A 22032-nucleotide genomic window follows, 5' to 3' on the forward strand; every position below is an offset into this window, starting at 1 on the left:
CTTTTACATACCGAGTTTACGTACCGATTATTCCTCGATAGCTCAGTCGGTAGAGCGCCGGACTGTTAATCCGTAGGTCCCTGGTTCGAGCCCAGGTCGAGGAGCCAATCAGAATCCCTGCACCGCCATCCGGTGCAGGGATTTTTTTTGCCCTCGGCACCCCGGTCCATCGCCGACCACATGCCAGACAATGGTGTCTTTGCGTTTTGCCACCATGCCCCCGCAATTGCCCTGGCTGGAAACCGAAGACCCCTTCCCTGCACCAGCCACCGCCTGGGGGCATGATGACCCCGCGCCCGGCCTGCTGGCCGCTGGGGGCGCCCTGGATGTCCTCCACCTGTGCGCCGCATACGCACAAGGTACCTTTCCCTGGTACGGACCGGGGCAACCCATCCTGTGGTGGGCACCAGATCCGCGCATGGTGCTACCCGTTTCAGAGTTCCGGCTGCACCGATCCCTCCGCAAGACGCTGCAGACCTTCCGCACACAAGACCACTGCGAAATCCGGGTGGACCACGCATTCAAGGAGGTCATCACCGCATGCGCCTCCAAGGAGCGCGAGGGGCAAGCAGGGACCTGGATCGTGCCGGAGATGGTCGAGGCCTACACCCGGTTGCATGCGGCAGGCCATGCCCACAGTGTTGAGACCTGGATTCATGGCGAGCTGGCCGGCGGCCTGTATTGCGTGGCGCTGGGCCGGGCTGTGTTTGGCGAATCCATGTTTGCCCACGCCACCGACGCATCCAAGATCGCCCTCTCCGCCCTGGTGGCACTGTGCCGCCACCACGGAGTAAGCATGATCGATTGCCAGCAGAACACCGGGCACCTGGCCTTCCTCGGAGGGCGCGAAATCGCCCGCACCGAGTTCCTTGCACACGTCGAGAGGGCTCGCAACGAACCCCCTCTTACCTGGGCATTCGACCCCGTATACTGGAACGCGCTGCTGCCCACTCTGGCCCCCAAGGCATGACGCAACTCAACGACCTCCCTCTGCAAACCCTGCAGTTCTACGCGACAGCCCCCTATCCCTGCAGTTACCTGCCGGACAGGCAGGCGCGATCGCAGGTCGCAACGCCCAGCCACCTGATCCAGAGCGACCTGTACTCTGACCTGGTCGCCAAAGGTTTTCGCCGCAGCGGCATGTTTACCTACCGCCCCTACTGCGACGGGTGCCAGGCGTGCACGCCGCTGCGGGTGCTGGCCAACGAATTCACACCCGATCGCAGCCAGCGGCGAGCCGCCGCCCGCCATGCGAAATTGCAAGCCCGCGTGCTGCGTCTGTGTTTCGTGCCAGAGCACTACCAGCTCTACCTGCGCTATCAGAACGGGCGCCATGCAGGCGGGGGCATGGACCATGACAGCATTGACCAGTACACCCAGTTTCTCCTGCAAAGCCGCGTCAACTCGCGGCTGGTGGAGTTTCGGGAGACCGACGCGTCAGGGGAGCCCGGCGCACTGAAGATGGTCTCCATCCTGGATGTGCTCGATGACGGCTTGTCGGCGGTCTACACCTTCTATGAGCCCGAGCCTCATTGCAGCTACGGCACCTACAACGTTCTCTGGCAAATCGAACAGGCGCGTTCGCTGGGCTTGCCCCATGTGTACCTGGGCTACTGGATCGAGGCCAGCCCCAAAATGAACTACAAGGCCCGCTTTCATCCGCACGAGATCCGCACGGAGGGCCAGTGGCACCGCACAGATGCGCCCCCACCCCGCAGCGCCTGAACACCTGGCAACATTTCACAAGGTAAGATGCAGCGGCTTTTGCTTCACTGCCGCCCATGAAAAAAATCGATCCCAGCATTCCCGTCAAACCCAGCGTCCAGGTGCTGGAGCGCATGTTTACGCTGATCGATGTGCTGGCCTCCCGTGAAGATGCAATCTCGCTGAAAGAAATCAGTGAAAAGACGGGCCTGCATCCGTCCACCACCCACCGCATCCTGAACGACCTGACCATCGGCCGATTCGTAGACCGCCCGGAGTCAGGCAGCTACCGGTTGGGCATGCGGCTGTTGGAACTGGGCAACCTGGTCAAGGCGCGGCTGAGCGTGCGCGATGCGGCCCTGACCCCCATGCGCAACCTGCACAAGCTGATCCAGCAACCCGTCAACCTGAGCATGCGCCAGGGGGACGAGATTGTGTATGTGGAGCGCGCCTACAGCGAACGCTCGGGCATGCAGGTGGTGCGCGCTATCGGGGGCCGAGCCCCTTTGCACCTCACATCCACCGGCAAGCTTTTTCTGGCGCTGGACGACCCCCAGCGTGTTCGCGCCTATGCCACGCGCACCGGCCTGGCGGGCCACACTCGCAACAGCATCACCCAGTTGCCGGTGCTGGAGCGAGAACTGGCCAAAGCACGCCAGTACGGCATTGCCCGAGACAACGAAGAGCTGGAGCTTGGAGTGCGCTGCATGGCTGCAGGGGTGTATGACGACCAGGGCAAGCTCGTGGCCGGCTTGTCCATTTCCGCCCCCGCTGATCGGCTGGACGAAGGCTGGATGCCCAAGCTGCAGGCCACCGCCAACGAAATATCCCTGGCACTGGGGCATGTGTCCACTGCCGACACCAGCCATGATGCGGCAAGCAGTGGCGGTCAAACCGACTTCCGCTAGTCTTCGCGGTTTGAAGGCAGCCACTCCACCCGCTGGAGCCAGAACAAAAAACACCCGATAAGCCGTTCGCCTATCGGGTGTTTTTTCAAGCCTGGAGGCTCGCCAGATTTTCAGCCGTTACCACCCCGGGCAGAATGCAAAGGCGCAGCCAGTGTGGGTGTGGACTCGACCCATTGGCGCACACGTTCTGCGTCTCCCAACCGGCTGAACTTGCCTGCCGAATCCAGGAACACCATGATCAGCTTGCGCCCAGCCACCTGGGCCTGCATGACAAGGCAACGCCCCGCCTCGGAGATATAGCCGGTTTTTTGCAGGCCAATATCCCAGGTGGGATTCTTCACAAGACCGTTGGTGTTGTTGTATTGCAGAGTTTTGCGCCCCACAGCCACCTCATAACCCGGCGACGTGGAGAGTTCCCGCAACAATGGATCGCCGTGGGCCACGTTAACCAAAGTTGCCAGATCGCGCGCACTGGACTGGTTGCGGCTGGACAACCCGGTGGGCTCCACATACCGCGTATCAGTCATTCCCAGCAGACGGGCCTTGGCATTCATCTGAGCAACAAAAACCTCCAGCCCGCCCGGATACGTGCGGCCCAACGCATGCGCCGCGCGGTTCTCGCTGGACATGAGTGCCAGGTGCAGCATTTCACCGCGCGTGAGGGTGGTCCCGACCGTCAGGCGTGAACGGCTGCCTTTTTCAGTGTCCACATCGTCCTGGGTGATCGTCAAAGGCTCATCCATGGGCAACTTGGCCTGGGAAATGAGCATGCCGGTCATGAGCTTGGTCAGGGATGCAATGGGCAACACGGCATGGTCGTTTTTACTGAGCAAAACCTCGTGCGTGTCCTGATCCATCACCAGCGCCACGCTGGATTTGAGATCCAGCGGGTCATTGACTTCATGCAGGCCCGCGATTTGGCCAAACGACTGCTTGGCTGGCACAAATGCGACCCGGGTGGGTGCCTTTGCCGTTTTGGCGGTAACCCGCACAGCCTTGGCATTGGTGCCGGCCGCTACCTTACGCGGCGCCACCGCACGCTTGGTGTTTGCCGAACTCACCTGCTGCTTTTTAGGTACAGCCTTTTTCTGCTCACCCGCATGTGCGAGGGGGCTGACGAGGGCCGCACTCACAACGGCAAAGCCCAAAAACTGGAAAAAACGGGTCACTGCAGAGCGGTGGCGATGGTGCATCAAAGTGCTCCAAACGGTAATAAGTGTTGAGCAGTGTACAGAATCAAAAAAAGTCGCGCAAGATCAATACCTTGCGCGACTTTCCCAGAAAGTGAGTGAAATTATAAATCGATCACTCAGCCCTGGGCGGCCACCCGGTCGGCTTTACTTTGTAACTTGTTCAGGGCGCTCAGGTAGGCCTTGGCGGAAGCGACAACGATATCAGGATCTGCTCCCACGCCATTCACAACCCGGCCGCTGTTCTGCAAGCGCACCGTCACCTCGCCCTGGCTCTCGGTCGAGCCGCTGATCGCATTCACCGAATAGAGCACCATCTCGGCACCGCTCTTGACATGCGACTCGATGGCCTTGAGCGAAGCATCCACAGGACCATTGCCCTCGGATTCGCTGCGCACCTCTTGCCCATCGACGGTGAAAACAATCCGTGCACGGGGCTGCTCGCCGGTTTCGCTTTGCTGGAACAGCGAGACAAAGCCGTACTGTTCCTTTTCGGCCGTCACGCTCTCATCGCTGACCAACGCCAGGATGTCCTCATCAAAAATCTCGCTCTTGCGATCAGCCAGCTCCTTGAACTTGGCGAAGGCGACGTTGATTTCGGTTTCGCTGTCGAGCTGCACACCCAGCTCCTGCAGACGCTGCTTGAAGGCGTTGCGGCCGCTGAGCTTGCCCAGCACGATCTTGTTGGCACTCCAGCCCACATCCTCGGCGCGCATGATCTCGTAGGTATCGCGGGCCTTGAGCACGCCATCCTGGTGAATACCGCTGGCGTGCGCAAACGCATTGGCACCCACCACGGCCTTGTTGGGCTGCACCACAAAACCCGTGGTCTGGCTCACCATGCGGCTGGCGGCAACAATGTGCTGGGTATCGATACCCAGATCGAGGCCAAAATAATCCTTGCGGGTCTTCACGGCCATCACGATCTCTTCGAGCGAGCAGTTGCCAGCGCGCTCGCCCAGGCCGTTGATAGTGCACTCCACCTGGCGTGCACCGCCAATTTTCACACCCGCCAGCGAGTTCGCCACGGCCATGCCCAGGTCGTTGTGGCAGTGCACAGACCAGATCGCCTTGTCGCTGTTAGGAATGCGTTCGCGCAGCGTCTTGATGAAGTTGCCGTACAGCTCGGGCACGGCATAGCCCACGGTGTCAGGCACATTGATGGTGGTGGCGCCTTCGGCGATCACGGCTTCCAGCACGCGGCAGAGGAAGTCTGGGTCGCTGCGGTAGCCGTCTTCGGGGCTGAACTCGATGTCGGCCACAAGATTGCGCGCAAAACGCACAGATTGCTTGGCCTGCTCCAGCACCTGCTCGGGCGTCATGCGCAGCTTCTTTTCCATGTGCAACGCGCTGGTGGCGATGAACGTGTGGATGCGCGCGCTGTTAGCGCCTTTCAGTGCTTCGGCCGCACGCGAGATGTCGCGGTCGTTGGCGCGCGAGAGCGAGCAGATCGTCGAATCCTTGATAGCGTTGGCAATGGCTTGCACCGCCTCGAAATCGCCGTTGGAGCTGGCGGCAAAACCGGCCTCGATCACATCCACCTTCAGGCGTTCGAGCTGGCGTGCGATGCGCAGCTTCTCGTCCTTGGTCATCGAAGCGCCGGGGGACTGCTCACCATCGCGCAAGGTGGTGTCAAAAATGATCAGTTTGTCAGCCATGTTGTTCTCCTGGTATCGGTGGGTGGGGCCCGCAATGTCAAAAATCTGGCGCCCAAAACAAAAGGCCCGTTGCGGGTGCATACGGGCCTTTGTGGAAAAAGTGTGCGCGTGCGCCTACCGTCTCCGCCCGTGGGGAGGTAGCAGTAGAGCCAGCGCAAACGTGTTCATGCCACGCAATGTAGCACAACTGCGCCGCAGCGGCGGCGATGCTCACTTGTGCAACCCGCGTTCGTCGGGCTCATCCGTGGAGGTGCTGATCACGCTGCTGTGTTGGCCCTTGGCCTTGCGCCAGGCATACACCGCGTAGCCAGACAGGCCATAAAAAACGAACACACCAAACAGCACGATGGGCGGGTGGATATTGATGACGGCAATGCCCAGCGCAATCAGCACGATGGCGGCAAAGGGCACGCTCTTTTTCATCTGCACGTCCTTGAAGCTGTAGAACGGCACATTGGTGACCATGGTCAGCCCCGAATACAGCGTGAAGGCGAACATGATCCAGGTGATCTGCGACCAGGTGAGCCAGGAGTCCTCACCTGGGCGCACTCCCAGCTCCGTCATCAGCCAGATGAAGCCAGCCACCAGTGCAGCGGCTGCAGGCGAAGGCAGACCCTGGAAGTAACGCTTGTCCACCACGCCCGTATTCACGTTGAAGCGTGCCAGCCTCAGAGCCGCACATGCACAGTACACAAAAGCGGCAATCCAGCCCCAGCGCCCCAGGCCCTGCAGCGACCACTCGTAGGCAATCAGCGCGGGCGCCGCGCCAAACGACACCATGTCGGACAACGAGTCCATCTGCTCACCAAACGCACTTTGGGTGTTGGTCATGCGGGCCACTCGCCCATCGAGGCTGTCGAGCACCATCGCACAGAACACACCCACCGCCGCCATGTCGAAACGGCCATTCATGGCCATGACGATGGAATAAAACCCCCCGAACAAAGCCGCCAGCGTGAACAGGTTGGGCAGGATGTAGATGCCCTTGCGCCGTTTGCGCACCATCACACCAGGGTTGTCGGTGGATTCATTGCCGTCATGCATCAAAAAAGACCTCCAGCGCCCGCCTATCAAGTGCAAGTCGCTACTGAATTTATAGTATTTTCCGCCAGCCTGCGGCGCACAAAGGCCCCCACACGCACACAAGGCGAAGGCCGCAGTGTAGCGCCTGCACACCGGCGCACCCGGCAACAAAAAAGGCCACCGAAGTGGCCTTGGGGATGCTTCGCTCGGAAGTATCAGTTGCGGGTCTGGTCCACCAGCTTGTTCTTGGCGATCCAGGGCATCATGGCGCGCAGCTGGCTGCCCACCTTCTCGATGCTGTGGTCGGCCGTGTTGCGGCGGCGGGCCGTCATCGACGGGTAGTTCAGGCGGCCTTCCTGGATGAACATCTTGGCGTAGTCACCGTTCTGGATGCGCTTCAGGGCGTTGCGCATGGCGGCGCGCGACTGCTCGTTGATCACTTCAGGGCCCGTCACGTACTCGCCGTACTCGGCGTTGTTCGAGATCGAGTAGTTCATGTTGGCAATGCCGCCTTCGTAGATCAGGTCCACGATGAGCTTGAGCTCGTGCAAGCACTCGAAATAAGCCATTTCAGGAGCGTAGCCAGCTTCGACCAGGGTTTCGTAACCCATCTTGATCAGCTCAACGGCACCGCCGCACAGCACGGCTTGTTCGCCGAACAGGTCGGTCTCGGTTTCTTCCTTGAAGTTGGTCTCGATGATGCCAGCCTTGCCGCCGCCGTTGGCAGCTGCGTAGCTCAGGGCCAGGTCACGGGCCTTGCCGGACTTGTCCTGGTGCACAGCGACCAGGTGGGGCACGCCGCCACCTTGGGTGTAGGTGTTGCGCACGGTGTGGCCGGGGGCCTTGGGGGCAACCATCCACACGTCCAGGTCAGCGCGGGGCACGACCTGGTTGTAGTGCACGTTGAAACCGTGGGCAAAGGCCAGCGAAGCGCCTTGCTTGATGTTGGGTTCCACGTTGTTCTTGTAGACGGCTGCGATGTCTTCGTCAGGCAGCAGGATCATAACCACGTCGGCGGCCTTCACAGCATCGTTGACTTCCAGCACGTTCAGGCCGGCCTTGCCAACCTTGTCCCACGATGCACCACCCTTGCGCAGGCCGACCACGACCTTCACGCCGCTGTCGTTCAGGTTTTGTGCGTGGGCATGGCCCTGCGAGCCGTAGCCGATGATGGCCACGGTCTTGCCCTTGATCAGGCTCAGGTCGGTGTCTTTGTCGTAGAAAACTTTCATGGGTCGCTCCGGTTGAAATGCGTTGTTGGGGGGTTGAAATAGGAAAAACGGGGTGAATTGTCTTACACGCGCAAAATGCGCTCGCCGCGGCCGATGCCGCTGGCACCCGTGCGCACGGTTTCCAGAATGGCCGTGCGGTCAATAGCTTGCAGGAACGCATCGTTCTTGGACTGGTCGCCCGTGAGCTCGATGGTGTAGCTCTTCTCGGTCACGTCGATGATGCGGCCACGGAAGATGTCGGCCATGCGCTTCATCTCCTCACGCTCCTTGCCCACAGCGCGCACCTTCACCATCATGAGCTCGCGCTCGGTGTAGGCGCCTTCGGTGAGGTCCACCACTTTCACGACCTCGATGAGGCGGTTCAGGTGCTTGGTGATCTGTTCGATCACGTCGTCGGAGCCCGTGGTTTGGATGGTCATGCGCGACAGCGATGCATCCTCGGTGGGCGCCACGGTGAGCGATTCGATGTTGTAGCCACGGGCAGAGAACAGACCCACGACACGGGAAAGAGCACCAGGCTCGTTTTCCAGCAAGACAGCAATGATGTGTTTCATGATGAAGAGATTCCTCTTTTCGCTGCCCTCCCCTGCGCACGGTAATGCGCAGGCTTGGCAGGCAATAGATTCGTCAAAAAGTGAAAGCTACCAAATTGATAGCTACCAGCGCTTGATAGACAGGCGCAGAAGGCCGATTTAGCTTGTCAAAGGTCTTCCGACCCCAGCAACATTTCGGTGATGCCCTTGCCGGCCTGCACCATCGGGAACACGTTCTCGGTGGGGTCGGTGCGGAAGTCCATGAACACCGTGCGGTCCTTGAGCTTGCGGGCCTCGCGCAGCGCGGGCTCCACATCCTGAGGACGCTCGATCAGCATGCCCACATGGCCATAGGCCTCGGCCAGCTTCACGAAGTTGGGCAAAGCGTCCATGTAGCTGTGGCTGTATCGGCCGGAGTACTCGATCTCCTGCCACTGGCGCACCATGCCCAGGTAGCGGTTGTTCAGCGAGCAGATCTTGATCGGCGTGTTGTACTGCAGACAGGTGGACAGTTCTTGGATATTCATCTGCACCGAGCCTTCGCCGGTGATGCAGAACACCTCAGACTGCGGCTTGGCCAGCTTGATGCCCATGGCGTAGGGGATGCCCACGCCCATGGTGCCCAGGCCACCGGAGTTGATCCAGCGGCGCGGCTCGTCAAAACGATAGTACTGCGCGGCCCACATCTGGTGCTGGCCCACGTCGGACGTGATGTAGGTGTCAGCGTCCTTGGTCATGTTCCACAGCGTTTCGACCACGTACTGGGGCTTGATGACGTCGGGGCTGCCCATGCTGTACTTCAGGCACTCACGTTTGCGCCAGCCCTCGATGGTGTCCCACCAAGCGGCCAGAGCGCCCGAATCGGGCTTTGTGCTGCTCTCGCGGATCATAGAGATCAGCTCGGTGAGCACGTCCTTCACGTCGCCGACGATCGGAATGTCCACCTTCACGCGCTTGGAGATGCTCGACGGGTCGATATCGACGTGGATGATCTTGCGGTCGTTCTGTGCAAAGTGCTTGGGGTTGCCGATCACGCGGTCGTCAAACCGGGCACCCACGGCCAGCAGCACGTCGCAGTTCTGCATGGCATTGTTGGCTTCGATGGTGCCGTGCATGCCCAGCATGCCCAGGAACTTTCGGTCCGACGCGGGGTAGGCACCCAGGCCCATCAGCGTGTTGGTGACCGGATAGCCCAGCATGTCCACCAGCGTACGCAGCTCGTTGGTAGCGTTGCCCAGCAATACGCCGCCACCGGTGTAGATGTAGGGGCGCTTGGCCGCCAGCAGCAACTGCAGTGCTTTGCGAATCTGGCCGCCATGGCCCTTGCGCACCGGGTTGTACGAGCGCATTTCCACGCTCGTGGGGTAGCCGGTGTAAGGCACCTTCTTGAAAGACACGTCCTTGGGCACGTCCACCACCACGGGACCGGGGCGGCCGGTGCGGGCAATGTGGAAGGCCTTTTTCATCGTCGCGGCCAGATCACGCGGATCCTTGACGAGGAAGTTGTGCTTGACGATGGGGCGGGTGATACCGACCGTATCGCACTCCTGGAAGGCATCCAGCCCGATCGCAGGCGTAGGCACCTGGCCGGAAATGATCACCATCGGAATGCTGTCCATGTACGCCGTGGCAATGCCCGTAACCGCGTTGGTGAGGCCTGGGCCAGACGTGACAAGCGCAACACCCACTTCACCCGTGGCGCGTGCGTAGCCGTCGGCAGCGTGCACGGCGGCCTGTTCGTGGCGAACCAGCACGTGCTGAATGGTGTCTTGCTTGTAGAGCGCGTCGTAGATGTAGAGAACGGCGCCACCGGGGTAGCCCCAGATGTACTGGACGTTCTCGGCCTGGAGCGACTTGATGAGGATCTCAGACCCCATGAGGTCTTGCGAGCCGGAAGCGTGGGATGTGTTGCCCTGCGTTGCAGCGGCTGCGGAGCTGAGCTCAGCCTTGGAGATTTCCATGATCGATGAACCTTTGTGAATTTCTCTGACGAAAAACCTTGGGTGCTCCTCGCACGCGCTCTTGTGAAGCCAGCTTGGAACTTGAGGCCAAGGACATGAGCGAGATGATTGCCCGCCGGACCGTGACCCGTTTGCCTTTTGAATTGCAGCCGTCATTATCGCACTGCAACACACTCGAAACCCACCCCAGCCCAAAAAAACCCCTGCAGATGCGATAATCACAGGCTTTACGGTGCCAGACAGCCACAATTTGCGGCGTTTTCTGCACCCCCACCCCGGACCGCCCCGTCTCTTGGCAACCGAACAAGAACTCTCCGACTTCCTCAAAAGTGTAGAAAAGCGCGCCTTCAAGCGCTCGCTCTACCATGTTCGCAATGAGGAAGCGGCGCTGGACATCGTGCAGGACAGCATGCTCAAGCTGGCCGAGCACTACGGGGACAAGCCTGCGGCAGAGCTGCCCATGCTGTACCAGCGCATACTGTCCAACTGCACGCTGGACTGGTTTCGGCGCCAAAAGACACGCAATGCACTGTTTTCGAGCATGAGCGACTTCGAAGGGCCGGGCGACGATGGCATGGATTTTGATTTGCTGGAAGCCTATTCTGGCCCCGATGATGGCGACAGGGCCGAAAGTGCTGAAGACCTCACCCGCAGGGCCCAGATATTTCATGGGATCGAAGCCGAAATCGCCGAATTGCCGCCACGTCAACGGGAAGCATTCCTCATGCGTTATTGGGAAGAAATGGATGTAGCAGAAACGGCAGCCGCCATGGGCTGCTCGGAGGGCAGTGTCAAAACACATTGCTTTCGCGCCATCCAAACCCTCAGCAAGGCACTGAAGGCCAAAGGAATCGAGCCATGAAAAACACCACACAGCAACCAACGATCTCCGCCGAAGCAGCAGCCGAGCGTTTTGCGCTGCGCGTGACGGCCCGCTTGTCCAGCGGCACGGCCGAATTGCCCTACGACATCACTGAGCGCTTGCGCGCCTCGCGCATGCAGGCTCTGGCCAAACGCAAGGTCACCGCCCCCGTCCGGCGCACGGCGCCAGCTGCGGTGGTGCTGGGTGCTGGCAACACAGCCACCCTGGGCCGTGGTGGCGAGGGCGGCGGATGGTGGAATGCCCTGGTGTCAGCAGTTCCCCTGCTGGCCCTGGTGGTGGGTCTCGTGGTCATCAACACCGCCCAGGACGAGCGCAGCGCCAATGATGTGGCAGAGGTGGATGCCGCCCTGCTGACCGACGACCTGCCACCGGCAGCCTATGCCGATCCAGGCTTCGTACAATTCCTCAAGACCTCTGCGCAGTCCAACTGAACTGCCCAAAACCGGACTGCATGCCCCCACACCCCCCCGACGCTCCCACCCCTTTGCCAGCCTATGTGCTGGCTTTGGCGCTTCTGGGCGCGTTCACAGCCGCAGGAGGCCAAGTGTGGATGCAGATGCGCATGGCCCCCGGCACTTTATTGCCTGCCGGCGCAGAAGCTGCCGTCGCCAGCCCCAACAACGCGCGCACGCCAGTAGCTTCTGGCACTGCGCTGCAGCCCCAGATCGAATCGGGCCCGGGCTGGGAAACCCTGAACACATCCCAGAAGCTGGCCCTGTATCCGCTGGCCGAGCGCTGGGCACTGATCAGTGAGGCACAAAAACGCCGGTGGCTGACCCTGGCGTCCAACTATTCCAGCCTGTCGGAAGAGGAGCAAAAAAAGTTCCACGACCGCATCACTGACTGGGCCAGCCTGAGTGCCCAGCAGCGCAACCAGGCGCGGCTCAACTACGCCGTCACCAACCGGCTGGCGCGGGATGACAAGCGCGCGCAGTGGGAGGCCTACCAGGCCCTGTCGGAGGAAGAGCGCAGTGCACTGGCCGCTCGGGCCGTTCCCAAACCCGCTGGCGCGGCCACGGCGCTACGCCCCGTGTCACCCAAGAAGCTGGCCCAGGTGCCTGCAGCCACCGAGGCCAACCCCAGCCGCCCGAATGCGCCCAAGATTCCGCCCGTCGCCGAACACACGCCCCGGGTGGCCGCCCCCGTGACGCCCATGCCCTCACCGGCAGTGGCCCCGTCGCCATCGCCCGCCAGCGCTGCCTCCATGTCCACCGGGGTAGAAACCGCGCCCGTGGCCGTGCCGGTAGCGGTGCCCGCCGCGCTGCCCCCGCTGGGCACAGGCACGACCGAACCGCCAGCCACCGCCGCCCCCCAACCCGTCACCCCCGACACCTCAGGCCTGTATCCTCAGTAGGTTTGCAACCTGCCCGGCCCCGACGGGCCTGACACCTGGAATGTCCGCATCGCCCTCCCCCCACTCTTCGCAGGCTGACGCCCGCACCACCCCTGCCCCCCTGGCCGAAGCCCCGGCACCCAACCTGTGGCGACGCATGGCCTGCTGGCTCTATGAGGGCATGCTGATGTTCGGCGTGGTGTTCATCGCGGGCTACCTGTTTGGCACGCTCAGCCAGACCCGCAATGCCATGGACAACCGCCATGCGCTGCAGGCATTCCTGTTTGTAGTTTTTGGCATCTACTTCACCTGGTTCTGGGCCAAGGGCCAGACCCTGGCCCAGAAGACCTGGCACATCCGCGTGGTGGGCCAGGACGGCCAGCCCATCACCCAGCCGCGCGCGCTGCTGCGCTATGTGCTGAGCTGGCTATGGTTCCTGCCTCCGCTGGCCGCCTACATGTTTGGCGTGCCCGCACTGGAAGTGCTGGTGCTGCTGGGCGGCTGGGTCGCCATCTGGGCCATCTTGAGCCGCTTCCACCCCACACGGCAGTTCTGGCATGACGCCTTGGCAGGCACCCGGCTGGTGCACTACGAACTCCCCAAAAAATAAGCCCATGTCTGCATCCCCCTCCCCTTCGGCAGCCCCTGCCAACCCCCAAAAGGCTCGCACAGGCCTGAACCGCATCTGGCACGCGGCAGGTTATTCCATCGAAGGCCTGCGGGCGGGCTGGAACGAAAAAGCCTTCCGCCAGGAAGCCATCGCCGCCATGGTGCTGCTGCCGCTGTCGCTCTGGCTGGGGCGCAGCTGGGTCGAGGTGGCGCTGCTCGCCGGCTCGGTCGTGATCGTGATGATTGTGGAGCTGCTCAACACGGGCATCGAGACCGCCATCGACCGCATCGGCCCCGAATGGCATGACCTGTCCAAGCGCGCCAAGGACATGGGCAGCGCGGCCGTGCTGCTGGCGCTGCTGCTGTGCATCGGCATCTGGGCAGCGGCTGTTTTTCAGAGGTTTTCCCATGGCTGAACCCGCTTTTTCCGTCTGCGTGTACTGCGGCTCGCGCCCCGGCGAGAACCCCGCCTTTGCCGAAGCCGCAACGGCCGTGGGCACCTGGATCGGCCGCCATGGTGGCCAGCTCGTCTATGGCGGGGGCCGCAGCGGGCTCATGGGCACCGTGGCCGAAGCCACGCGCCAGGCCGGTGGCCGTGTGGTGGGCGTGATCCCCCAGGCCCTGGTGGACAAGGAGCTGGCCAACCGGGCATGCGACGAGCTGCACATCGTGCAGACCATGCACGAGCGCAAGGCCATGATGGCCGAGCGCAGCGATGCCTTCATTGCCCTGCCCGGCGGGATCGGCACTTTTGAAGAACTGTTTGAAGTGTGGACCTGGCGCCAGCTGGGCTACCACGACAAGCCCCTGGGCCTGCTCAATGTGGCGGGCTACTACGACGGACTGATGGGCTTCCTGAACCAAAGCGTGGCCAGCGGCTTCATGGGCGAATGGCAGATGGGCCTGCTGCACGCCTCTGCCGACGCCGAGGGCCTGCTGCGCACCCTGGTGCAGTCGGCAGGACCCGACCACGCCCCTGTACCACTGCGTGACGTGATCTGACACTGCAGGCAAGGCGGTCACCCATCAAAAAAGAAAAGGGCGGATGAGGAATCCGCCCTTTTTGCATTCTCGATGGCTTGTGGCCCTGGCCCCTTCAGGCCAGACCCAGCACCCGCCATTCTCGGTCCCTCAGACCGCTGCGTCGTCCAAGTCTCCGGTGCGGATACGCACCACGCGCTCCACGGCGGTCACAAAAATCTTGCCGTCACCGATCTTGCCGGTGCGCGCCACGTTCACGATGGCGTCCACGCAGCGGTCCACATCCTCGGTCTTCACCACGACCTCGACCTTCACCTTGGGCAGGAAGTCCACCACGTACTCGGCGCCCCGATACAGCTCGGTGTGGCCCTTCTGCCGGCCAAAACCCTTCACCTCAGTCACGGTGAGGCCGGTCACGCCGCACTCGGCCAGGGCTTCGCGGACTTCTTCGAGCTTGAAGGGCTTGATGACGGCGGTGATCATTTTCATGGCGGGTCTCCTGAAGGATGTGAAAGATAGAAAAATGCAGGCGGCGCGACGGCGGAACGGTCAGAAAACCGCCGTCAGGCGCGGAATTTATTGGTGATAGGGTAACGCCAGTCCTTGCCGAAGCTGCGGCGTGTCACTCTAATCCCTACGGGCGCCTGGCGGCGCTTGTACTCATTGAGCTTGATGAGCCGCGTAACCCGCTCCACATCGGCGCGCGCAAAGCCGCTGGCGATGATGGATTCGATGGGCTCGTCGTTTTCCATGTAGCGCGCCACGATGGCGTCGAGCACTTCATACGGCGGCAAGCTGTCCTGGTCCTTCTGGTCAGGCCGCAACTCGGCACTGGGCGGGCGGGTGATGATGCGCTCGGGGATCGGGTTGGCGCCCGTGCCGTACGGGTCGTTCGCGTTGCGCCAGCGCGCCAAGTCGAACACCCGCGTCTTGGCAACGTCCTTAATGACGGCAAAACCACCCGCCATGTCGCCATACAGCGTGCAGTAACCCGTGGACATCTCGCTCTTGTTGCCCGTGGTGAGCACGATGGCGCCGAACTTGTTGGACAAGGCCATGAGCAGCGTGCCACGGATGCGCGCCTGCAGGTTCTCCTCGGTTGTGTCCTCGGCCAGCCCCGCAAAGTCGCTGGCCAGCGCGGCCTTGAAGGCCTCGAATTGGGGCTTGATGGAAATCTCGTCGTAACGCACGCCCAGGCGCTCGGCCATGTCGCGCGCATCGATCCAGCTGATGTCGGCCGTGTAGGGCGACGGCATCATCACCGTGCGCACCTTGTCGGCGCCCAGCGCATCCACGGCAATCGCCAGCACCAGGGCTGAATCGATGCCGCCGGACAGGCCCAGCAACGCGCCGGGGAAGCCGTTCTTGCCCACGTAGTCGCGCACGCCCAGCACCAGTGCGTCCCACAGGTCGGCCTCCAGGCTTTTCTCGGGGGCCATGTCTGCTTCTATTTTGATAGCTGCTTGTGCTTGATGGACGCGCGCAAACACCAGTTTTTCTTCAAAACCTGGGCCACGCCCGGCCACCGATCCGTCGGCGTTCAGCGCGAACGAGCGGCCCTCGAACACCACCTCGTCCTGCCCGCCCACCAGATGGGCATAGACCAGCGGCAGGCCGGTCTCGGCCACACGCTCGCGCATAGTGGCCTCGCGCTCGGCGCTTTTGCCCAGATGGAAAGGGGATGCGTTGATGACCGCCAGCAGCTGTGCGCCCGCCGCTGCCGTGCTGCGCGCGGGTTCGGCAAACCAGGCGTCTTCGCAGACCAGCACGCCCACGCGCACGCCCTCCACCTCGAAAACGCAGGGTTCTGCACCCGCCACGAAATAGCGGCGCTCGTCGAACACCTGGTAGTTGGGCAGCTCGCGCTTGGCGTAAGTCTGTTCGATGCGGCCATCGCGCAGCACGCTGGCCGCGTTGTGGCATGCGCTGAAGGCCGGGGCATCGGGTGCAAGGGCCTGCGGGTGGCCCAGCACGATGGCCAGGCCCTTCAACCCTGCGGTCTCGCGGGCCACGGTTTTCACGGCATCATCACAGGCCGCGATGAAGGCGGGGCGCAGGAACAGGTCTTCGGCCGCATAGCCGCAGATCGCCAGCTCGGGCGTGAGCAACAGCCGCGCGCCCTGGGCATAGGCTTCGCGCGCAGCGGCAATGATCTTCTGCGCATTCCCGGGCATATCGCCCACGACAAAGTTGAGCTGCGCAGTGCAAATGGAGAGCGTCATGGAACTGGAGTTGGCCCTTTTATCGGCCCTTTTTGCCGGGTTGGATACCGCCCATGCGGCCCCGGGCTGCGGCGGGCAACGCGGGAGCATGCATGGCTGAGGAAGCTCACATTATCGCCCGCGTCCTCGCGTCCCCGCTGGAGGTGGACGCTGCGACCTGGAACGCCCTGCTCGCACAGCAAAGCCACCCCACGCCCTTCCTGCGGCACGAATACTTAGCCGCGCTGCACGAAAGCGGCAGCGCCACGCCCCGCACCGGCTGGACGCCGCGCTTCATGACCCTGTGGGAGGGCGACACCCTGGTGGCCGCCTGCCCGCTGTACCTCAAGAACCACTCGTACGGCGAGTACGTCTTTGACTGGGCCTGGGCCAGCGCCTATGAGCAGCACGGCGTGCCCTACTACCCCAAGGCCGTGGTGGCCGTGCCCTTCACGCCCGTGCCCGGCACAAGGCTGCTGGCGCGCGACGGGGCCATGCGGGCGCTGCTGGTGCAGGCCGTGTGCCAGTGGTGCGAGCAAGAAGGTGTGTCGTCCGTGCATGTGCTGTTTGCGAGCGGGGACGATGTACAGACCAGCGCCGAGCGGGGCCTGAAGCTGCGGCACACCGTGCAGTTTCACTGGAAGAATGTGGCCCCCACGCTCGGCACTGGCGTGTCCTCGCTGCCCCAGGCTGGGGAAGGGCCCCCGGCTTCGCCGGGTCGTGGGGCCCTCGCCGCCTTGGGGCGGCCCGGCGGCGGCTCGAACCAGTTCACCGATTTCGACCACTTCCTTGCCAGCCTCTCCCAGGACAAGCGCAAGAAGATCCGCCAGGAGCGCCGCCGCGTGGCGGAGGCAGGGGTCCGCTTCCGCTGGTCGCGCGGTGCCGACATCAGCGCGGCCGACTGGGATTTTTTCTACCGCTGCTACGAGCGCACCTACCTCGAACACGGCAACCCGCCCTACCTCACGCGCGACTTTTTTGCCCGCATGGCAGCCCACATGCCCGAGGCCTGGCTGCTGTTCGTGGCCGAGCGTGACGGGCGCCCCATTGCTACCAGTTTGATAGCTATCGGGGCAATACCATCAGGCGGTAGCAGCCAAAAAGACTCTAACCTGGTGGCCTATGGCCGCTACTGGGGCGCGTTGGAGCGGGTGGATTGCCTGCACTTCGAGGCCTGCTACTACCAGCCGCTGCAGTGGTGCATCGCCCACGGTGTGCAGCGCTTTGAAGGTGGCGCCCAGGGTGAACACAAGATGGCCCGCGCGCTGCTGCCCGTGCAGGCCACCAGCGCGCACTGGCTGGCCCACCCGGCCTTTGCCGAGGCCGTGGAGCGTTTTCTGGAGCGCGAGGGCGCGGGGGTCGAAGGCTATCTGCAGGAGCTGCAGGCACGCAGCCCGTTCAAGACGATGGCCTGAGAAGATGTGAACACAACCTTCGCTGACGCCCCCGGCGGGCAACCAGCGCCATCGCCCACCGGGCGCCTCAGAAGCTTTCCCAATCGGTGTCGTTGCCTTCGGCCTGACGGGGTGCTCGGGCAGTGGCAGGCGCAGCCAGGGGTTTGCTGGCTGGTGAAGCCTTGGGCAGCGCAGCACGGGGCTTGGCCAGTGGTACCCGATGGGCAGAGGCCGCGGACGCAACGGCCCTGCCGTTGTTGACGCCCGACGCCGCAGCCCCAGGGGCCCCCAGGGGCGCGGGGGCAGCTTTCACCGCCATGGCCTGACCCGCCGACAGCTTGAAAAATGCCACCGTGCTCACCAGGTCCTGCGCCTGGTTGTTGAGGCTGCTGGCAGCTGCGGCCATTTCCTCGACCAGGGCGGCGTTCTGCTGGGTGACCTGGTCCATTTGTGTCACAGCTTCGCCCACCTGGGCCACGCCCTGGCTCTGTTCGGAGCTGGCGGCGCTGATCTCGCCCATCAGGTCCGTGACCCGCTTGATCGCACCGACCACCTCGGTCATCGTCGCACCCGCCTGATCGACCAGCGTGGTGCCTGCGGTCACGCGTTCCACACTGTCATTGATCAAGGTCTTGATCTGCTTAGCCGCGTCGGCCGAGCGGCCTGCCAGGCTGCGCACCTCGGACGCCACCACCGCAAAGCCCCGGCCTTGCTCGCCCGCGCGTGCCGCTTCCACGGCCGCGTTGAGCGCGAGGATGTTGGTCTGGAAGGCAATGCCATCGATCACACCGATGATGTCGGCGATCTTGCTGCTGCTGTCGTGGATACCCTTCATGGTGCCCACCACCTGGCTCACCACCTCGCCGCCATGCACAGCCACCGACGACGCACTCTGCGCAAGCTGGTTGGCCTGACGGGCGTTGTCGGCGTTCTGTCGCACGGTCGAGTTGAGCTGCTCCATGGATGCAGCCGTCTCCTGCAAGGCACTGGCCTGCTGTTCGGTGCGCGCACTCAGGTCGTTGTTGCCCTGGGCGATCTCGGACGACGCTGTGGCCACGTTCTCGGAGCCCGAGCGCACGTGCCCCACGATGCGCGACAGGTTCTGCTGCATTTCGTCCAGCGAACGCAGCAGCTGGGCCATCTCATTGCGGCCATGGCCCACATCGGAAATCTGAACCGACAAGTTGCCGTGGCTGATTTCATCGGCCGCGCGCACAGCCTGCTGAACGGGCCCCACGATGGAGCGCGTGGTCCACAGCGCAAACAATGCGCCCAGCACCACCGACACCACCGCGCCCAGCGCCAGCACCCACTGGCTGGTCCCGGCGTCCTGGATGATGCTGTCTTCAAACTGATCGAGTTGCTTGTGCGTGTTGTCTGCCACATCGGCCAGTGACTGCAGGTAGGCGGTGGCCAGGGGCTTGAGGTCGCTGTCCACCGACGCAAATACATCCTCGCCCGCCTTCTTGCGGTCCAGCAGCTTGGCACGCGCATCCACATAGGCCTTGCGGGTGACTGCCACACGCTCCATCAACGCCTTTTCGACGGGGTCATCCACCAGCGCCTCCAGCTTTTTTTGCGCCTCGCTGGCGCGCTGCGACGTGGCCGCCATGTCGGCCGTCAGCGACTGGATATAGCCCGCGTCCGTGGCCTTGAGCGATGCCGACGCCCGCACCCAATTCAGGTCAATGGCCGCCTTCCATTCCTGCGCCAGGGCGTTGCGCTCCATCTCCACCGTGGCAATGCGACTGCTGGCCTCTTTGAGCACCGCCAGTCGCCAGACGCCGGTGGCGGCAATGGCCGCAGTGATCAACAGGATGAGGCCAAAGGCCAGGCTGAGGCGTGCTCCGATTTTGAGGTTGTTCATGGACTCTTTCGTGGTTTTATAAATTTTTACCAGCCGTTGACCGCCGTTGTCTCGCTGGGCATGGATTTCCGTGCACTGCCAAATACCGCTGCCAGGCCTGGAATTTCGAAAATTTTATCACATTTTTGATAAATATGATTTTATCATTTCATCCGAAAGGATGGATGAGGACATCACATCGCGAACTAACACAAGGTTTTTTTGGGGATACAGCTCGCACAGACGAAAAAAAACACGCAGTGGCCTCTGCGTGTTGTCGGTCGCCAATGGGCCTGAAATACTAAAAATGACAGAGCCGCTCTGAAGCGGCTCTGCGCACTGTCAAGCAGTCTATGCCCCCAAAAGGTGCAAAACGCTTACAAACGGTGCGCTTTCCTGACGCAGGTCAAAAACTCTCCCACTCATCCTCCGCACCTGCGGCGACCGGCTGGGCGGCCTTGGGGCTTGCGCTCGCTGCCCTGGGAGTGGCAGAGCCAGTAGCGGGCGCCTTTTTGGCCGCAGCGGCAGAGGCGTATGCGGGTCGCAGCGCCAGTGTGGCCTTGCCTGCCGCACCGTGGCTGGTCGCCTTGGGCATGCCGACGGGGGGCACAGAGAGCGGCGCGGAAGCCGTGGCGCCGCTGGGCCGCGCCACCCGCGCCTGGTCAGCCGACAGTTTGAACACCGCCACGGCCCCCACCAGGGCCTGGGCCTGATGGCTCAGGCTGCTGGCGGCAGCGGCCATTTCCTCCACCAGGGCCGCGTTCTGCTGCGTGACCTGGTCCATCTGCGTCACGGCCTCGCCCACCTGCGATACACCGGTGCTCTGCTCGCTGCTGGCGGCGCTGATCTCGCCCATGATGTCGGTCACGCGGCGGATGGCGCCCACCACCTCGGTCATGGTGATGCCTGCCTTGTCCACCAGCAGGGTGCCCTGCTCGACCCGCTCCACGCTGGCAGTGATGAGCGACTTGATCTCTTTGGCCGCCTCGGCGCTGCGCTGGGCCAGATTGCGCACCTCGCCCGCCACCACCGCAAAGCCCCGGCCCTGCTCGCCCGCGCGGGCGGCCTCCACGGCCGCGTTCAGCGCCAGGATGTTGGTCTGGAACGCAATGCCGTCGATCACGCTGATGATGTCGGCGATCTTTTTGCTGCTGTCGTTGATGCCCTTCATGGTGGTCACCACCTCGGCCACCACATCGCCGCCCTGCCCCGCCACGGTGGATGCGCTCATGGCGAGCTGATTGGCCTGGCGGGCGTTGTCGGCGTTCTGCTTGACGGTGGAACTCAGCTCCTCCATTGACGCTGCAGTCTCCTGCAGCGCGCTGGCCTGCTGTTCGGTGCGGATCGACAGGTCGTTGTTGCCCGAGGCAATCTCAGCACTGGCCGAGGCCACGCCCTGCGCGTTGCCGCGCACGCCCGACACCACATGCGCCAGGTTGTCGCGCATGGTCGTCAGGCCGCCCAGCAACTGGGCGATCTCGTCCTTGCCCCGCGCCTGGATGGGCACCGTGAGGTCGCCCTGCGCGACCGAGTCGGTGATCTGCACGGCGTTGTCCAGCGAACGCGAGATCTGCCGGATCATCGCCCCGCCCATCAGCACCGCCAGCAAGATGCCCAGCACCACGGCCGTGAGCGCCAGCGCCCGGATGGTCTGAAAACTCGCCGCCGCGCGGTCGTATTCGGCCTTGGCGTAGTCCAGCTGCACCTGCATCAGCTGGCCCAGCACCTCTTGCAGCGGGTCGATGGCGGGATACATCTCCTTGGCCGCGTAGGTGGTCAGCGCAGCCATGTCGCCCCCCTTGAAGAGCCCTGCCAGGGTGTCGGTGGCCGCATCGGCCTTGGCTTGCAGGGGTTTGAAGCGCGCCACCAGCTGGGTTTCCTCCGGCGCCAGTTGGGTGGCCAGGTAGGCCTTCCAGTTGGTGTCGATGGCCTTGCGCGCATCGGCCACCGACTGCAGGCCCTGCGCTGGGGTCATGGCACCGTCGCGCACCTTGTGGGCAGTGTCCACCACGTTGACGGCGTACATGTCCGCCACCACCTTGATCTGCTTGAGCGGCACCACCCGGTCGTCGTACACCGACTTGAGACCGGCGTTGGACTGCCCCATGCCAAAGAGCCCGGCCCCGCCCACCAGCAGCACCAGCAGGCACAGGGCAGCGAGCAATCCAGCAAGGCGGGTGGAGATCTTGAACTGGCTCATGGCAATTCTCCTGGTAGGGATGCCGTGCGCCCAGTCAACCCATCGACCGGGCAACGGGGCCAGCATAGCGCTTTATGTTACGTTTGAATACAACCGGTATGGCCAGACGGCAACGCGCACCTGCAGAGCCAAGCGCCTGGCCAGCACCAGGGCAAGGCCCGGTCAGGCCGCTGGCGCTGGCGGGCTGCACCTTGAAGGACCCACAAAAAAGCACGCAGAAGGGATGCCCCCTCTGCGTGCTTTTTGTTGTGCAGTGCTGCGCGCGTTGTGCTGCGTTGCTCTGCCTCGTCTTGGTGATGCTCTACTTTCGATAGCTAGCAAGGCATGCCTGTTGCGCGGGAACGGCCATTTTTATTGAGGTTTCTGCGTCTCCCCC

The 22032-nt window shown here is 62.9% G+C and carries 20 protein-coding genes and 1 tRNA gene; 11 read left to right on the forward strand and 10 right to left on the reverse strand.

What is annotated here, in order from left to right; genetic code table 11:
- Nucleotides 1-31: 31 nt before the first annotated feature.
- The 4 genes from AvAM_RS16665 (at nt 32) to AvAM_RS16680 (ending at nt 2612) form a co-directional block, all read left to right on the forward strand.
- Nucleotides 32-107 (forward strand) — tRNA-Asn (locus AvAM_RS16665).
- Nucleotides 108-214: 107 nt separating this feature from the next.
- The gene (gene aat / locus AvAM_RS16670) at nt 215-970 is read left to right on the forward strand and encodes a leucyl/phenylalanyl-tRNA--protein transferase (protein ID WP_137748088.1); all 756 of its coding nucleotides are present in this window, start codon (nt 215-217) and stop codon (nt 968-970) included.
- Nucleotides 967-1725: an arginyltransferase gene (locus AvAM_RS16675; RefSeq protein WP_137748089.1), complete on the forward strand. Its 759-nt coding sequence runs from the start codon at nt 967-969 to the stop codon at nt 1723-1725. The genes aat and AvAM_RS16675 overlap by 4 nt, the downstream gene beginning before the upstream one ends.
- Before the next feature lie 56 nt (nt 1726-1781).
- Entirely contained in the window at nt 1782-2612 is an 831-nt protein-coding gene (locus AvAM_RS16680; protein WP_137748090.1) for an IclR family transcriptional regulator, read from the forward strand.
- Nucleotides 2613-2722: 110 nt separating this feature from the next.
- On the opposite strand, the gene pbpG is transcribed toward AvAM_RS16680, so the two are convergent.
- The 6 genes from pbpG to AvAM_RS16710 form a co-directional block, all read right to left on the reverse strand.
- Nucleotides 2723-3805: a D-alanyl-D-alanine endopeptidase gene (pbpG, locus tag AvAM_RS16685; RefSeq protein WP_137748091.1), complete on the reverse strand. Its 1083-nt coding sequence runs from the start codon at nt 3803-3805 to the stop codon at nt 2723-2725.
- A 116-nt stretch (nt 3806-3921) separates the two neighbouring features.
- Complete coding sequence (locus AvAM_RS16690; protein WP_137748092.1) at nt 3922-5460, reverse strand: 2-isopropylmalate synthase; 1539 nt, start codon at nt 5458-5460, stop codon at nt 3922-3924.
- A gap of 210 nt (nt 5461-5670) precedes the next feature.
- A complete protein-coding gene (gene pssA, locus AvAM_RS16695) occupies nt 5671-6504 on the reverse strand; it encodes a CDP-diacylglycerol--serine O-phosphatidyltransferase (protein WP_137748093.1) in 834 nt (277 codons plus the stop codon).
- Nucleotides 6505-6698: 194 nt separating this feature from the next.
- Nucleotides 6699-7715 (reverse strand): ketol-acid reductoisomerase, encoded by a 1017-nt coding sequence (gene ilvC / locus AvAM_RS16700; protein WP_056638514.1) that lies wholly within the window; start codon nt 7713-7715, stop codon nt 6699-6701.
- 62 nt (nt 7716-7777) lie between these two features.
- Nucleotides 7778-8269 (reverse strand): acetolactate synthase small subunit, encoded by a 492-nt coding sequence (ilvN, locus tag AvAM_RS16705; protein WP_015013659.1) that lies wholly within the window; start codon nt 8267-8269, stop codon nt 7778-7780.
- A gap of 146 nt (nt 8270-8415) precedes the next feature.
- Entirely contained in the window at nt 8416-10209 is a 1794-nt protein-coding gene (locus tag AvAM_RS16710; RefSeq protein ID WP_137748094.1) for an acetolactate synthase 3 catalytic subunit, read from the reverse strand.
- A gap of 292 nt (nt 10210-10501) precedes the next feature.
- Between AvAM_RS16710 and AvAM_RS16715 the strand changes: the two genes are divergently transcribed.
- From AvAM_RS16715 to AvAM_RS16740, 6 genes are read left to right on the forward strand one after another with little or no spacing between them, the layout of a single operon-like run.
- On the forward strand, nt 10502-11071 hold the full coding sequence (locus AvAM_RS16715; protein WP_137748095.1) for an RNA polymerase sigma factor: 570 nt from the start codon (nt 10502-10504) through the stop codon (nt 11069-11071).
- Complete coding sequence (locus AvAM_RS16720) at nt 11068-11523, forward strand: DUF3619 family protein (RefSeq protein ID WP_137748096.1); 456 nt, start codon at nt 11068-11070, stop codon at nt 11521-11523. Before AvAM_RS16715 ends, AvAM_RS16720 begins: the two co-directional genes overlap by 4 nt.
- Before the next feature lie 20 nt (nt 11524-11543).
- The gene (locus AvAM_RS16725) at nt 11544-12446 is read left to right on the forward strand and encodes a DUF3106 domain-containing protein (RefSeq protein WP_137748097.1); all 903 of its coding nucleotides are present in this window, start codon (nt 11544-11546) and stop codon (nt 12444-12446) included.
- A 40-nt stretch (nt 12447-12486) separates the two neighbouring features.
- Nucleotides 12487-13035, forward strand: coding sequence for an RDD family protein (locus AvAM_RS16730; RefSeq protein WP_137748098.1), 549 nt, complete (start codon nt 12487-12489; stop codon nt 13033-13035).
- 4 nt (nt 13036-13039) lie between these two features.
- The gene (locus tag AvAM_RS16735; protein ID WP_137748099.1) at nt 13040-13450 is read left to right on the forward strand and encodes a diacylglycerol kinase; all 411 of its coding nucleotides are present in this window, start codon (nt 13040-13042) and stop codon (nt 13448-13450) included.
- The gene (locus tag AvAM_RS16740) at nt 13443-14036 is read left to right on the forward strand and encodes a TIGR00730 family Rossman fold protein (RefSeq protein WP_137748100.1); all 594 of its coding nucleotides are present in this window, start codon (nt 13443-13445) and stop codon (nt 14034-14036) included. The genes AvAM_RS16735 and AvAM_RS16740 overlap by 8 nt, the downstream gene beginning before the upstream one ends.
- 129 nt (nt 14037-14165) lie before the next feature.
- Here AvAM_RS16740 and AvAM_RS16745 read toward each other — a convergent pair whose 3' ends face one another.
- Nucleotides 14166-14504, reverse strand: a complete 339-nt coding sequence (locus AvAM_RS16745) for a P-II family nitrogen regulator (RefSeq protein WP_007857855.1) — start codon at nt 14502-14504, stop codon at nt 14166-14168.
- A gap of 74 nt (nt 14505-14578) precedes the next feature.
- Nucleotides 14579-16237, reverse strand: a complete 1659-nt coding sequence (locus tag AvAM_RS16750; RefSeq protein WP_137748101.1) for an NAD+ synthase — start codon at nt 16235-16237, stop codon at nt 14579-14581.
- 92 nt (nt 16238-16329) lie between these two features.
- Here AvAM_RS16750 and AvAM_RS16755 point away from each other — a divergent pair, with 92 nt between their 5' ends.
- A complete protein-coding gene (locus AvAM_RS16755) occupies nt 16330-17631 on the forward strand; it encodes a GNAT family N-acetyltransferase (protein WP_137748102.1) in 1302 nt (433 codons plus the stop codon).
- 67 nt (nt 17632-17698) lie between these two features.
- On the opposite strand, the gene AvAM_RS16760 is transcribed toward AvAM_RS16755, so the two are convergent.
- Together AvAM_RS16760 and AvAM_RS16765 are read right to left on the reverse strand one after the other, a co-directional pair.
- Nucleotides 17699-19477: a methyl-accepting chemotaxis protein gene (locus tag AvAM_RS16760; RefSeq protein WP_137748103.1), complete on the reverse strand. Its 1779-nt coding sequence runs from the start codon at nt 19475-19477 to the stop codon at nt 17699-17701.
- Nucleotides 19478-19862: 385 nt separating this feature from the next.
- Nucleotides 19863-21656 (reverse strand): methyl-accepting chemotaxis protein, encoded by a 1794-nt coding sequence (locus tag AvAM_RS16765; RefSeq protein ID WP_137748104.1) that lies wholly within the window; start codon nt 21654-21656, stop codon nt 19863-19865.
- Nucleotides 21657-22032 lie beyond the last annotated feature (376 nt).

Source organism: Acidovorax sp. NB1, from assembly GCF_005405905.1.
Lineage (GTDB): Bacteria > Pseudomonadota > Gammaproteobacteria > Burkholderiales > Burkholderiaceae_C > Acidovorax.

Bases quoted from the DNA above. Each gene is read 5' to 3' on its own strand.
- aat (WP_137748088.1), top strand. From the start codon at position 215: ATGCCCCCGCAATTGCCCTGGCTGGAAACCGAAGACCCCTTCCCTGCA.
- AvAM_RS16675 (WP_137748089.1), top strand. From the start codon at position 967: ATGACGCAACTCAACGACCTCCCTCTGCAAACCCTGCAGTTCTACGCG.
- AvAM_RS16680 (WP_137748090.1), top strand. From the start codon at position 1,782: ATGAAAAAAATCGATCCCAGCATTCCCGTCAAACCCAGCGTCCAGGTG.
- pbpG (WP_137748091.1), bottom strand. From the start codon at position 3,805: ATGCACCATCGCCACCGCTCTGCAGTGACCCGTTTTTTCCAGTTTTTG.
- AvAM_RS16690 (WP_137748092.1), bottom strand. From the start codon at position 5,460: ATGGCTGACAAACTGATCATTTTTGACACCACCTTGCGCGATGGTGAG.
- pssA (WP_137748093.1), bottom strand. From the start codon at position 6,504: ATGCATGACGGCAATGAATCCACCGACAACCCTGGTGTGATGGTGCGC.
- ilvC (WP_056638514.1), bottom strand. From the start codon at position 7,715: ATGAAAGTTTTCTACGACAAAGACACCGACCTGAGCCTGATCAAGGGC.
- ilvN (WP_015013659.1), bottom strand. From the start codon at position 8,269: ATGAAACACATCATTGCTGTCTTGCTGGAAAACGAGCCTGGTGCTCTT.
- AvAM_RS16710 (WP_137748094.1), bottom strand. From the start codon at position 10,209: ATGGAAATCTCCAAGGCTGAGCTCAGCTCCGCAGCCGCTGCAACGCAG.
- AvAM_RS16720 (WP_137748096.1), top strand. From the start codon at position 11,068: ATGAAAAACACCACACAGCAACCAACGATCTCCGCCGAAGCAGCAGCC.
- AvAM_RS16725 (WP_137748097.1), top strand. From the start codon at position 11,544: ATGCCCCCACACCCCCCCGACGCTCCCACCCCTTTGCCAGCCTATGTG.
- AvAM_RS16730 (WP_137748098.1), top strand. From the start codon at position 12,487: ATGTCCGCATCGCCCTCCCCCCACTCTTCGCAGGCTGACGCCCGCACC.
- AvAM_RS16735 (WP_137748099.1), top strand. From the start codon at position 13,040: ATGTCTGCATCCCCCTCCCCTTCGGCAGCCCCTGCCAACCCCCAAAAG.
- AvAM_RS16740 (WP_137748100.1), top strand. From the start codon at position 13,443: ATGGCTGAACCCGCTTTTTCCGTCTGCGTGTACTGCGGCTCGCGCCCC.
- AvAM_RS16745 (WP_007857855.1), bottom strand. From the start codon at position 14,504: ATGAAAATGATCACCGCCGTCATCAAGCCCTTCAAGCTCGAAGAAGTC.
- AvAM_RS16750 (WP_137748101.1), bottom strand. From the start codon at position 16,237: ATGACGCTCTCCATTTGCACTGCGCAGCTCAACTTTGTCGTGGGCGAT.
- AvAM_RS16755 (WP_137748102.1), top strand. From the start codon at position 16,330: ATGGCTGAGGAAGCTCACATTATCGCCCGCGTCCTCGCGTCCCCGCTG.
- AvAM_RS16760 (WP_137748103.1), bottom strand. From the start codon at position 19,477: ATGAACAACCTCAAAATCGGAGCACGCCTCAGCCTGGCCTTTGGCCTC.
- AvAM_RS16765 (WP_137748104.1), bottom strand. From the start codon at position 21,656: ATGAGCCAGTTCAAGATCTCCACCCGCCTTGCTGGATTGCTCGCTGCC.